This window comes from Pseudomonas sp. EZ-C24 (genome assembly GCF_014525325.1).
GTDB classification, from domain to species: domain Bacteria; phylum Pseudomonadota; class Gammaproteobacteria; order Pseudomonadales; family Pseudomonadaceae; genus Aquipseudomonas; species Aquipseudomonas shirazensis.
The window spans coordinates 70285-82568 of sequence record NZ_JACDIU010000026.1 but is presented as its reverse complement, the minus strand read 5'-3'; the positions used below and the strand labels follow the sequence as shown (position 1 = coordinate 82568).

The following is a 12284-nucleotide window of genomic DNA, read 5'->3' as shown; positions in this document are numbered from 1 at the left end:
ACGTTATGGCCCGTGGGGTTAACAAAGTCATTCTGGTCGGTACCTGTGGTCAGGATCCCGAAGTCCGCTACCTGCCCAACGGTAACGCCGTGACCAACCTGAGCCTGGCCACCAGCGAGCAGTGGACCGACAAGCAGTCCGGTCAGAAGGTCGAGCGTACCGAGTGGCACCGTGTGTCGATGTTCGGCAAAGTTGCCGAAATCGCCGGTGAGTACCTGCGCAAGGGTTCCCAGGTCTACATCGAGGGCAAGCTGCAGACCCGCGAGTGGGAAAAAGACGGCATCAAGCGCTACACCACTGAAATCATCGTCGACATGCAAGGCACCATGCAGCTGCTCGGCGGCCGCCCGCAGAACCAACAAGGCGGCGGTGATCAGTACAACCAGGGTGGTGGTAACAACTACAACCAGGGCGGTGGTCAGCCACAGCAGTACAACCAGCAGCCACAGCAGCAGGCACCGCGCCAGCAGGCACCACGCCCGCAGCAGGCTCAGCAGCGCCCGGCGCCGCAACAGCCAGCGCCACAGCCGGCAGCTGACTTCGACAGCTTTGATGACGATATTCCGTTTTAATCAATAGTCTTGTCGTAATAAAAAGCCCGCAGCATCTTATGCTGCGGGCTTTTTTATTGACTCGATGTCAATGTTTCGATGGTTTGTTAGTGGAAGTTGCAGGTGTGCTTCAAAGATAACTTTTAGTGTAGGAAGTTTCTGAGGTTGCTTGCTTGGTAATCAATGCCCGAATTTATTAAGTACAATCCGCTTTTTCAAGGAGCGGGCCCATGCAGGACATCATTTCTTCAAGTCGAATTATAATCAAAGACTCGCAAAGCGAGTATTGCGTTGCCGGCTTTGTCGATGCCTATCAGGCATACGTCAACGCTGAGGAGGGCGGCGCAGTGTATGCCTACTGGCTGTTGGTAGGCGTGGGCTTTCTCGTGACAGCCATCGGTGTCATCACCATGATCTTCGGCCCGGAAACCATAACGTATAACAGCATGGCTGGGCCGACGTTATTCGAGTATATACAGATCTATCCGGGGCCTATCGCAACGATTGGTAGTGTGTGCATGGCTGTGGGCAGCAAGTTGGGTTCTAAGGAAATCATGACCTGCGAGTCCTATTTGCAGGCCAACTATCAGTTAAAGTCTGAAGACGGTCAGGATGTGTCTAATACCGTCAAGATCACTCACCTGGGTGAAGATAAATTTGAGATTACATTGAATCAATGATTCGCTTGCTGAGCGTCTTGGAGTTCCGCGCTTGTCTGGAGTAGCGAAGGCCCCCAGCGCTGCAACGCGCCGAGGGCCTTTTGGGCTCATGTAATTTAGACTTCAAACACGCTGCCGATCAGCTTCAACCAATCGGCAGTCGCTTGATTTCCAGCACTTCGACCTTTTCCCACACCTTCTGCTCAAGGTAGGGTTCACTCTGCAGCCAGATATCGAGTGCGGCGCGGGACTCAAAAGCGATATGCACGTTGGAGCCGATCATCTTGCCCTCGGTGTTGAGCAGTGCTCCGCCGCCAAGGAAATTGCCACTGGCGGCCAGCGCGTGCAAGCGCGCCACATGCTCTTCACGGCACTGCAGGCGGCGTTCAAGGGCATCGTCGTAATCGTAGGCGATAAGCGCAAATTGCATGGTTCAGTTCCTGAAGGTTGGGTTTTCGGCTCAGTGCCGCGCGTGTTGCTGCATCGGCTGATGCGTCTCAGGAGCGGCTTCGCCCGCTGGCCGCGATACCAGCGCAGCAATTGCCGCAATCAGTGCAAGGCCACCAATGAAGCAGGCTACCGGCAACCAGTCGTGGTTATCAGCCATCAGCGCATAGCAAATGCTTGGTGAGAAGCCGGCGATGATGAAGCTCAGTTGGGTCGCCAGGCCAACCCCGGTATAGCGCACACGGATGCTGAACATCTCGGCATAGAAGGATGGCCATAGTGCATTCGGCGCACTGTAGAGCACAGATTTGAGCAGCACGGTGCTAAACATGATCAGGCCGATGTTCCCGGTGGTGATCGACCACAGGAACAAGAACACTCCAGCGCTGCAGGCGAACGCGCCCAGGGTGAAGATACGCTTGCGGCCGATGCGGTCAGCCAGCAGGCCGAACAGCGGTTGGCAGAGGAGGGCGACGGCCTGACTCGCGGCAATGGCCGTGAGCATCGACGCGCGCTCGACCCCCTGATTGTTGGTCGCCCAGGATAAGCCAAAGATCATCACCAGCGACGACACCGAGCAGATCAGTGCGCAGCAGAACACAATGATGAAGGCGCGCCCTTCATGGCGGAACAGATCAGCGACAGGCAAGTGTTCTGGCTTGGCTTTACTGGCTTTGAATTCCGGGCTTTCTTCGACGCCGCGGCGGATTATCCAGGTGATGATGACCATTACTGCACTGAGCAGGAACGGGATCCGCCAGCCCCAGCTGAGCAACTGTTCCTCACTCAGCATCGTTAGTGGGATGAATACTGACGTGGCGAGGATCGAGCCCATCGATGCGCCATTGATCAGCCAGCTGGTGTAGAACGATTTGCTCTTGCCCGGAGCGTGCTCCATGGTCAGCAGGCTGGCGCCGACCTGCTCGCCGCCAGCAGAAAAGCCCTGCAGCAGGCGGCACAGCACCAGCAACGCTGGCGCCCATGCGCCGATGCTGGCGTAGGTGGGCAGCAGGCCGATGGTGAACGTGGCGATGCCCATCAGCATCAGGGTCATCATCAGTACCTGTTTACGCCCGAAGCGGTCGCCAAGGTGGCCGCAGACCAGCGCGCCTACGGGCCGGGCCAGGTAACCGACGCCGAACGTGGCCAGGGCTGCCAACGTCCCCGCCATCGGGTCAGACGAGGGAAAGAACAGCGTGCTGAAGACCAGCGCGGCAGCAGAGCCGTAGATAAAAAAGTCGTAATACTCGACGACACTGCCCAGAAAACTGCCGAATGCAGCTCTGCGGGCCATGCGCCGATTGTCGGTCGCGTGAGTTTGCATGGGTTAGCCTTTCTTGTAATTGTGGTGAACGGGGCTTGCAACAGGTCAGCGGCTGCCGAACGGCGCCAATTGGCTGCCTCCACAGACGTGAATCACCTCGGCAGTGATAAAAGCGGCATCTCTCGAGGCCAGGAATGAAGTGGTGCCCGCAATGTCCTCGGGCGTGGTCAGGCGCTTCAAGGGTGTGCTGTTGATCGAACCCTGGGCCATCTGCTCGAAGCTATCGGCATCACGGCCATCGAGCGTGAAAGCCGAGGGCAATAGTCCAGGCGCGATGGCGTTGACGGTGACGTTGTGTGGCGCCAGCTCGCGAGCCATCGAGCGGGTCAACCCGACCAGGCCCGCCTTACAGGCGACATAGGCCGGTGGGCCGCCGGCCACCCAGCAGCGCGAGACCATATTGATCACTCGGCCGCTGTTCTGCCGCTGCCAGTAGGGTGCAACCTGCTGACACAGCAGGGCCGGACCGCGTAGGTTGACAGCCATCATGTGATCCCACTTGGCGACGTCGAAATCGTAGATCGAGCCGCGGTGATTGACCGCTGCGTTGTTCACCACGACATCGATGCGGCCAAAGGCAGCCCCAACATGCTCCACCAAGGTAGCGATGGAGGCCGGATCGCCGAGATCGGCGTGCACTGCCAACGCTCTCTGGCCCGGGGACAACGGCAGTTGCGCGACCAGGCTCTGCGCTGCCTCAAGGTCGAGGTCCGCCGCGACCAGGTCCAGGCCGTCCTGGCTCAAGCGAGCGCAGATGGCCCGGCCCAGTTCGCCAGCGGCGCCGGTGACCAAGGCAACCCGACGCGGGTCGGTGGAAGTGTTCATTGGCAAGGTACCTCTTGGCTGGCAGCAGGGACGAAAGGTGTCAGGTTCAGGTAGCGGCCGATCAGGTCGCGGTTACGCCGCAGCTTGTGCAGGTCACTGTGGCGGGCATCGAAATCTTCTACCGAAATCCAGTCGGCAAAGCCGTTGGCACGCAGGGTGGCGAGCATTGCCGGCAGCGGCAGTACGCCTTCATCGGGAGGGCACCATTGCCACTGCCAGCCTTGGCCAGGGCCGAGTGGTTGGTACGCGACGTTCTTGACCTGCACATGGGCCAGATGCGCACCCATCAGGTCGAGCGACATCTGCACATCCTCGCGGCCTTCGATGGCCAGGTTGCCGAGGTCATAGATGATGCCTAACCGCTCGGCGGGGTAATGTTCGGCCACGCGCATGGCCAGCGAAGGGCTGGAACAGATGGTGCGTTGATGCACCTCCAGCGCCAGACGCACGCCGGCTTGTTCGGCCAGTGGCAGGATCTGGTCAAGGAAGCGGCGCATGCGCGCATAGGCCGCTGGATAGCGCTCATCCACGTAGCCAGGTGCCCATAAGCGCAAGCGAGCCTGACCTGCCCGAGCGGCGAGGTTGATCATGTGCTGCGCCTGGTCAGTGTCGCCAACCGCCAGGTAAGGGCTCAGGCAGAAGATTTCCAGGCCGGCGGCATGGCAGCGCCGGTAGATGTCCTCGACTGCGTGTACTGTCGGGGCGATGGTGCAGCGATTGTTGCTGCGGGCATCCCAGGCGCGAGCAAAGTCCAGGCCAGAGGTATCGGCAACGCGCCACTCAACGCCTCGATAGCCGTGCTCGGCCAGTTGCTCAACCAAGGCTTCGGGAGCCAGGCTTGGCAGAGATGCGCTGGACGCGCCGAGCCGTGGCGGTGAGGTTGAAATCATATGATTGCCCTGGTTATCGGTTCCGTGTGGATAGGGTCGATGCTAGAGCAAACTTTTTGTTGAATAAATTGATATAAAATCAGCGCTTGGTTAACTTGTAGGTTGAACAAGGAGCCAGTCATGCACCCTAATGCCATCAACCTGCGCCACTTTCGGGTGTTTCTTGCCGTGGTCAGCGCTGGCAGCCTGGTCACTGCCGCCAAGCTGCTGCACATCACTGTTTCAGCCGTATCGAAAAGCCTCAAGGAGCTAGAGCAAGAGCTGGATGTGCAGTTGCTGCTGCGCGGGCGCAAGGGTGTGCAGTTGACCCAGGCCGGTGAGGCCTTCAACAAACACGCAGCGCAGACCATGGCCAGCTTTCGGTTGGCCATGGACGAAGGCCAGACGGCTGCGCCGGCACCGCAGATCCTCAAGGTTGGAGCGTTGCCGACAGCTGCGGGCTACATGCTCGCACCCGTGGTGGCGCAGATGCGCGAGCGCTACCCGCATGTACAGGTTCGCGTGGAATCCGGTATGTATGACTACCTGGTGGGCAAGCTGCGCACCCGCGAACTCGATCTGATCGTCGGACGGCTGATTGGTCGAGACATGCTCGGAGTGATGTTCGAGGCGTTATATGAAGAGGATTTGCTGCTGGTGGTGCGCACGGGACACCCACTGGCCCAGCGCGAGCAACTGCAGTTGGATGATTTGCGCGCGCACGTACTGCTGGCATCCCCGCAAGGTACCTTGGTACGAACCAGCATCGACAACTTCCTGCTCAGCAGTGGTGGCGTTCAACGCTTTCAGATTCAGGAATCGCTGAGCGAGACATTTTCTCGGGTATACGTCCACGATTATGACGCCGTGTGGTTTGTGCAACGCGGGGTGATCGACCTGGATCTGCGCTTGGGGCTGGTGCAGCAATTGCCTTTCAGCAGTTCCCTGCTGCGCGCACCGATTGGCCTTACTTCAGCGACTGATCGGCCGCTGTCTGACGTAGCGCAGATGTTTGCCGGGATGCTTCGGCAGTGGTGTACCGCCCGCTCTGCTCAGCGCTAGAGCGGGCATCGGCGGCGAATCTGAAGCTGCCGATGCTTTCTTTAGGCAATCAGGCCTTCAAGCCCGCTCCCCACACAGATCCAGCGCAAACCAATGCTCCGTCGCCTGCGCATCCAGCCCCGCCCCAAGCAAGCCAAACAACTTGCCCAGCGCCGCTTCGCGGGTCATGCCGCCGCCGCTGATCAGGCCAGTGTCACGCAGCCGGCTACCGGCGGCATAGGTGTCAAATACCACCGAGCCGACCGGGCACTGGCTGATCGCAACGATCACCACGCCGCCTTGGTGGGCGTCATGCAGCACATCCAGCAGGGCCTGGTCGTCGGACGGCCCGGTGCCGCTGCCGTAGCACTCCAGCACCAACCCTTGCACGCCGCTGTCGAGCAGGCCGCGCAGGTGTTCTGCCTGCAGGCCGGGGAACACCGGCAATACCGCCAGCTTTACCGGCTGGCGCAGCTGACGGTAGTCAAGCACAGCCGGGATGGCTGGCGCGCGCTCGCTGTCGCGATGACGGGGCAGGGCGGCGAAGGCGTCGAATGCCTCGCTGCGCAGCTTGGAGGCGCGGCAGCCGTGCAGCAACTGCTCGTGGAAGTACAGCTGCACGCCGTCCTCGATGCCGCTTTCGAGCAGGCGCAGGGCGCCGATCAGGTTGTCCCAGGCGTCGCTGTCTGGCGCGCCGGCGGGCAACATCGAACCGGTCAGCAGTACCGGCACCGGCAAACCGAGCAGCACGAACGACAAGGCTGCACCGGTGTAGGCCAGCGTATCGGTACCGTGCAGCACCAGCACGCCGTCGTGGCCGTCACGTTCCACCGCCTCGACAATCGCGTCACGCATGGCCAGCCAGTTGGCTTGCTGCATGTTGGCGCTGTCCAGCAGTGGGTTCATTTCACGCAGTGTCCACTGTATCTGCGGAGCATCGTCAAGTTGCGCCAGATGCTCGCGCATGCGCACGTCGAAGCCGCCCGCCGGGGCCAGGCCCTGGGGTGTTTCGAGCATGCCGATGGTGCCACCGGTATAGAGGACGAGAAGATTCTTGACTGCACGCATGGCGCATTCCGTAACGATGAGCGGAGAGAGAAGCAGCCGCCCGCGAACGGGGCGGCTGGCAGGGGAGGATATCAGCGCTGGGTCTGAACCTGACCGACGGTGTTGTCAGCGGTTGTTTCAGCGGCTGCCGGAACTGGCCAGGCGTTGCGGTCCAGGTCCAGGTCAGGGAACTTGCTCGAATCGAACACTGGCTGCTTGATGCCAGCCTTGCGCTGCACATCGTAGTCGCGCATTACCCGCAGGCCGATGTTGAACAGCAGGGTCAGGGCGATCAGGTTGACGAAGGCCAGACAGGTCATGGTGATGTCGGCGAAGGCGAACACGGTCGACAGGTCTTGCGCCGAACCCCATACGATCAGCGCCAGGACCAGGCCGCGGTAGCCCATCAGCACCGAACGCTTGCGGGTCAGGAACTGCAGGCTGGTTTCGCCCAGGTAGTAGTTGTAGAGGATGCAGGTGAAGACGAACAGCGACAGCGCGACGCTGACGAACAGACGACCCCAGTCACCGACTACAGCGGCCAGCGAGTTCTGGGTCAGGACGATGCCGTCACCTTCGAAGCCTGGGGTGTAGAAGCCCGACAGCAGGATCAGCAGTGCGGTGCAGGTGCAGATCACGAAGGTGTCGAGGAACACGCTGAACGCCTGCACCACGCCCTGTGCGCCAGGGTGCTTGACCGCGGCCACGGCAGCAACGTTGGGCGCACTGCCCAGGCCCGCTTCGTTGGCGAACACGCCACGTTTCACGCCCATCACGATCGCGCTGCCGAGCAGGCCGCCGAACGCAGGGTCAAGGCCGAAGGCGCTTTTGAAGATGGTTTCCAGCATCGCTGGCACGTGCTCGATCTGGCTGCCGATCACATACAGGGTGACGCCGATGTAGGCCAGAGTCTTGACCGGTACCAGCAGGTCGGACACCGAAGCAATACGCTTGATACCACCAAGGAAGACGATCGCCAGCAGCACTGCCAGGGCAATACCGGTCTGCTGCGGCGGGAAGCCGAAGGCATTTTGCAGCGAGTGGGTCACGGTGTACGACTGCAGGCCGTTGAAGGCGAAGCCGTAGGTCACCAGCAACAGCAGCGAGAACACCACCGCCATGCGCTTGAATTTCAAGCCATGCAAGATGTAGTACGCCGGGCCGCCACGGTACAGGCCATCGCCATCGGCGCGCTTGTACACCTGGGCCAGGGTACATTCGAAGAAGCTGCTGGACATGCCAACCAGCGCGGTCACCCACATCCAGAACACAGCGCCTGGGCCGCCGAGGGTCACAGCGATGCCGACACCGGCGATGTTACCGGCGCCAACGCGGCCGGCCAGGCTCAGCATCAGTGCCTGGAACGAGCTCAGCTGGCCAGCCTGGCCACGCAGGGATTCTTTGAACACACCGAACATGTGGCCGAAGTGACGGAACTGGACGAACCGCGAGCGGAGGGTGAAGTAGCTACCAAGTCCGACGATAAGGACGATGAGCAGCTTCCCCGAAAGGAAATCGTTGAGTACTTCGAGCATGGCAAATGACCTCGATTCTTATTCTTCGCGTGGAATGACCAGCGGCGGCAACGACGCGCCGCTTTTCGTTGGGCGCATGGTTGGCCATGACAAGAGTCGTTACAATTTCGCGGGTTGCTCTCAGTTGGCGCGACTTGATGCTATGCTTGCATCACTCGCATCAGCTGGACCTCGTACATGAGCGATCATTTCGCTAGCAACCTGAAATTGGCCTGTAGCCACTACCGCTCTATCTCCGAGGTTTGCCGGCAGCTGTCGATCAACCGTGCCCAGTTCAACAAGTATTTGAGCGGGCAGAGCCGTCCGACGGCCTACAACCTCAAGCGCATCGGCGATTTCTTCGGGGTCGAGGATTACGAGCTGAATTTGCCGCCCGAGCAGTTTGCCCGGCTGATAGGTGCGCGCATTCCTTCGGAGCAGAACGGGCCGTTGAACGACCCCATCAGTGAGCTGTTCAAGCCTTTGCATGCGCATGCCGGCAATCTCTCGCGCTATTGCGGCTACTACTTCGAATACTCCAACTGCATGTCGGTGCCGGGTACCATTCTGGTGTCGCTGGTGCATTTGCGGGAGGAGCGCGGCAGCTTTCTATTCGAGCGCCAGGAACGCCAGGAGCGCAGCAGCGCCACCGACCTGCATGCCGAAGTGCGCTGCCGCTACCTTGGTGCGGCGTTCCAGCTGCAGGACCGCATGTTCCTGATCGACTACGAATCACTCACCCTCAACGAGATGAGTCAGACCATCCTCATCCCCAGCTTCAAGAGCCGCATTACCCGCTTGAACGGGCTCAAGACCGGAGTCTCCAGCGGCGACCGGCGCAACCCGGCCTGTACCCGCGTGGTCTGGGAGTTTCTCGGCGAGGAGATCAACCGCATCAATGCCTACCGGCAGGTCAAGCTGTACCGCCCGGATGATCCGCGCATCGACGATGACGTGCGCGAGCGCCTCAGCGTCGGCCCGCTGAGCAACGGCTTGTTCGAGATCGAATAGGCCGCCTCAACCGCGAATGAACGCTGCGGTCACCTCTGCCACCTGGTCGGCGACTTGCGGATTGTCTCGCAGGTGAGCGGCGATGCCGTGGTCGCAGTCGGTCAGCAGCAGGCACTCGACATGTGGCGCCGGCACTGAGCGCAGCAGGGTATGGGTGACTTCTTCCGGGATCGGGCTGTAGCGCTGCACGCCAGACACCCAGCGCGTCCCCGCCGAGGTCCCCGCGCCTTGGCCATAAGCACGCGAATTAAGCCCGTCGTACTCACCGATCACCAGCAATACCTGGCCGGTAAAGGTGCGCAAGAATTCATAGCTGTCACATTGCAGAAAGGCGAACGGCTGGCGAATCGCTGCGGTGAACGCCGGGCCGAATGGCGCCTGGTGCGCCGCGTCCGGGTAAACCGCCGGGCAGATCAGCACCAGTTTGGAGATGCTTGGTAACTGCGCGGCCATCTTCAGCGCAATGGCTGCACCAAGGCTATGGCCGATCAGGGTATGGCACTGCTCGGCGATATGCTGATGAAAGCTCAGTGCCTCGTGCAGATTGGTGTGCAGCGACGGCGCGGCGGCGCCCGGTTGGCTGGCCAGGCTGTGGCCGGACAGGTTACCGCTGAGCGAGCCGATGCCCTGCGCCTGCAGGCGATACAGCAACGGGTTGAGGCGGGTGAAGTCCGAGCGTGCGCCACCGACGATAAAGGCGGGCGGGGCGTGTGCAACATCGGGCACCAGCAGTCGTGCCTGCTGCCGATAGCCGTCGAATGACTGTTCGATGAACCGCTCTGCGCCGGGCGCTGCCTCGTCATACTGCCAGGTCGAACGGTGTGCAGCGATGGATTCGGTGGGCATTTGGACCTTCGCGCTGAGCAGGGGATGGCGCGCTCAGTATAGGTCGATAACAGCCCCGCACAGTGCGCTACCGCAGTGCCGAGCAACGCCGCAATCCAGCAGGCGTTGGACTTCCCCTGTCGGAAACCGCAAAATGCTTTTTCTTCCAACGATCTGAGCGGACTTTTTTACCCTATGCGTATGCGCCTGATGCTGTTGGGTGGTGGCAATGCCCTCGGGCAAGCGCTGATTCGTCTCGGGGCCGAGGAAGACATCGGATTCCTGGCGCCGCGTCCGCCGGACAACGGCTGGGATCCGGCCAGCCTGACCCTGCTGCTGGACGAACACCGCCCCAACGTGGTGATCAACCTCGCCTATTACTTCGACTGGTTCCAGGCCGAGGCGGTCAGCGAACAGCGCCTCGCCCAGCAAGAGCGCGCAGTCGAGCGCCTGGCCGAGCTGTGCCAGCACCACGAAATGATCCTCGTGCAACCTTCCAGCTATCGCGTGTTCGATGGCTCGCGGGCCACTGCCTACAGCGAAAAGGACGAGCCGGTGCCCCTGGGCAGCCGCGGCCAGGCGCTGTGGCGGGTCGAGCAGAGCGTGCGCGCAACTTGCCCGCAGCACGTGCTGCTGCGGTTTGGCTGGGTGCTGGACGAGAGCATCGATGGCACCCTCGGGCGCTTTCTGACCCGCGCCGAGCAGCCGCAGGAATTGCTCCTGGCGGACGATCGCCGCGGCAATCCGACGCCAGTGGACGATGCGGCCCGGGTCATCCTCTCGGTACTCAAGCAACTCGACTGCGCCGCGCCGCTGTGGGGCACCTATCACTACGCCGGCAACGAGGCGACCACGCCGCTGGCGCTGGGCCAGGCGATCCTTGCCGAAGCACAGCAATGGCGCCAGCTCGCAGTGCAGGCACCCACCGCCCAGGCCCATGCGGCACGGCCGGATGCCAGCGACGAGCCGCAGAATGCGGTGTTGGCCTGCAAGAAGATCCTTCATACCTTCGGCATCAAGCCGCGCGCCTGGCGCTCGGGCCTGGCGCCTTTACTGGACCGATTCTACCGACATGGCTGACGCCCCTATTCTGATCACCGGCGGCGCGGGCTTCATCGGCTCGCACCTGTCCGACGCCTTGCTGGGCAAAGGCTATGCGGTGCGTATCCTTGACGACCTGTCCACCGGCAAGCGCGCCAACCTGCAGTTGCAGCATCCCGGCCTGGAGCTGATCGAAGGCGATGTCGCCGACGCCGCTCTGGTCGCCCGTGCGGCCGCTGGCTGCCGCGCCGTTGTGCATCTGGCTGCCGTGGCCTCGGTGCAGGCCTCGGTGGATGACCCGGTGAAAACCCACCAGAGCAATTTCATCGGCACGCTGAATGTCTGCGAAGCCATGCGCCTGAATGGCGTGCGTCGGGTGCTGTTTGCGTCCAGCGCCGCGGTGTATGGCAACAATGGCGAAGGCCAATCGATTGCCGAAGATACCCCCAAGGCGCCGCTGACGCCTTACGCAGTGGACAAACTTGCCAGCGAGCAGTACCTGGATTTCTACCGCCGCCAGCATGGCCTGGAGCCGGTGATCTTCCGCTTCTTCAACATCTTCGGCCCGCGCCAGGATCCGTCCTCGCCGTATTCCGGGGTGATCAGCATCTTCAGCGAGCGCGCTACCCAAGGCTTGCCGATCAAGGTATTTGGCGACGGCGAGCAGACTCGCGACTTCCTCTATGTTGGTGATCTGGTCCAGGTCATGGTCCAGGCCCTCGAGCAACCGCAGGTGGAAGAGGGCGCAGTGAACATCGGCCTGAACCAGGCCACCTCGCTGAATCAGCTACTGGCCGCGCTGCGCGACGTCATTGGCAGCCTGCCGGAAATCAGCTACGGCCAAGCCCGCTCGGGCGACATCCGCCACTCCCGCGCCGACAACGCACGCTTGCTGGCACGCTTCGACTTCCCTCAACCAACGCCGATGGTCGAAGGTTTGGCCAAGCTGTTGGGCAGGGGCTAAGCACCGTTCTGCAGGTCGCTCAGGCCTGCGGGAAACCCATCTGCGCGTCAGACCTTTCTGAAATCAAATCCAAATGCTTCTGCAAAAGCCCGTCTAGGAATTATCCTACGCGTCTTTCGGAAGCAGCTCAGTTGTCGGGGAATCACCTCAGTCTTAATTTCACAGG

13 protein-coding genes are annotated in these 12284 nt (G+C 61.3%); 6 read left to right on the top strand and 7 right to left on the bottom strand.

Annotated features, from left to right (window positions below; all coding sequences use genetic code 11):
* Positions 1–5: 5 nt before the first annotated feature.
* Positions 6–572, top strand: a complete 567-nt coding sequence (locus IDM28_RS20165) for a single-stranded DNA-binding protein (RefSeq protein WP_101322330.1) — start codon at positions 6–8, stop codon at positions 570–572.
* 209 nt (positions 573–781) lie between these two features.
* Positions 782–1231, top strand: a complete 450-nt coding sequence (locus IDM28_RS20160) for a hypothetical protein (protein WP_188036761.1) — start codon at positions 782–784, stop codon at positions 1229–1231.
* A gap of 124 nt (positions 1232–1355) precedes the next feature.
* Here IDM28_RS20160 and IDM28_RS20155 read toward each other — a convergent pair whose 3' ends face one another.
* The 4 genes from IDM28_RS20155 to IDM28_RS20140 are packed head-to-tail and all read right to left on the bottom strand — an operon-like array spanning position 1356 to position 4696.
* Positions 1356–1640, bottom strand: a complete 285-nt coding sequence (locus IDM28_RS20155) for a YciI family protein (protein ID WP_188036760.1) — start codon at positions 1638–1640, stop codon at positions 1356–1358.
* A gap of 30 nt (positions 1641–1670) precedes the next feature.
* A complete protein-coding gene (locus IDM28_RS20150; protein WP_262500174.1) occupies positions 1671–2981 on the bottom strand; it encodes an MFS transporter in 1311 nt (436 codons plus the stop codon).
* Positions 2982–3026: 45 nt separating this feature from the next.
* The gene (locus IDM28_RS20145) at positions 3027–3806 is read right to left on the bottom strand and encodes an SDR family NAD(P)-dependent oxidoreductase (RefSeq protein ID WP_150571012.1); all 780 of its coding nucleotides are present in this window, start codon (positions 3804–3806) and stop codon (positions 3027–3029) included.
* Complete coding sequence (locus IDM28_RS20140; RefSeq protein WP_188036759.1) at positions 3803–4696, bottom strand: sugar phosphate isomerase/epimerase family protein; 894 nt, start codon at positions 4694–4696, stop codon at positions 3803–3805. The genes IDM28_RS20145 and IDM28_RS20140 overlap by 4 nt, the downstream gene beginning before the upstream one ends.
* Positions 4697–4816: 120 nt before the next feature.
* Between IDM28_RS20140 and IDM28_RS20135 the strand changes: the two genes are divergently transcribed.
* Entirely contained in the window at positions 4817–5737 is a 921-nt protein-coding gene (locus IDM28_RS20135) for a LysR substrate-binding domain-containing protein (protein WP_188036758.1), read from the top strand.
* 57 nt (positions 5738–5794) lie between these two features.
* Here the strand turns inward: IDM28_RS20135 and IDM28_RS20130 are convergent, their stop codons facing one another.
* A complete protein-coding gene (locus IDM28_RS20130) occupies positions 5795–6784 on the bottom strand; it encodes an asparaginase (RefSeq protein WP_150571011.1) in 990 nt (329 codons plus the stop codon).
* A 71-nt stretch (positions 6785–6855) separates the two neighbouring features.
* Positions 6856–8298 (bottom strand): alanine/glycine:cation symporter family protein, encoded by a 1443-nt coding sequence (locus IDM28_RS20125; protein WP_101322323.1) that lies wholly within the window; start codon positions 8296–8298, stop codon positions 6856–6858.
* A 177-nt stretch (positions 8299–8475) separates the two neighbouring features.
* On the opposite strand from IDM28_RS20125, the gene IDM28_RS20120 reads away from it, so the two are divergent.
* Positions 8476–9288, top strand: coding sequence for a helix-turn-helix domain-containing protein (locus tag IDM28_RS20120; RefSeq protein ID WP_101322322.1), 813 nt, complete (start codon positions 8476–8478; stop codon positions 9286–9288).
* Between the two features lie 6 nt (positions 9289–9294).
* Here the strand turns inward: IDM28_RS20120 and IDM28_RS20115 are convergent, their stop codons facing one another.
* Entirely contained in the window at positions 9295–10134 is an 840-nt protein-coding gene (locus tag IDM28_RS20115; RefSeq protein ID WP_101322321.1) for an alpha/beta hydrolase, read from the bottom strand.
* 174 nt (positions 10135–10308) lie between these two features.
* Between IDM28_RS20115 and IDM28_RS20110 the strand changes: the two genes are divergently transcribed.
* Positions 10309–11193, top strand: coding sequence for a sugar nucleotide-binding protein (locus tag IDM28_RS20110; protein WP_150571009.1), 885 nt, complete (start codon positions 10309–10311; stop codon positions 11191–11193).
* Positions 11186–12118: an NAD-dependent epimerase/dehydratase family protein gene (locus IDM28_RS20105; RefSeq protein ID WP_188036757.1), complete on the top strand. Its 933-nt coding sequence runs from the start codon at positions 11186–11188 to the stop codon at positions 12116–12118. Before IDM28_RS20110 ends, IDM28_RS20105 begins: the two co-directional genes overlap by 8 nt.
* The last annotated feature ends 166 nt before the right edge of the window (positions 12119–12284 follow it).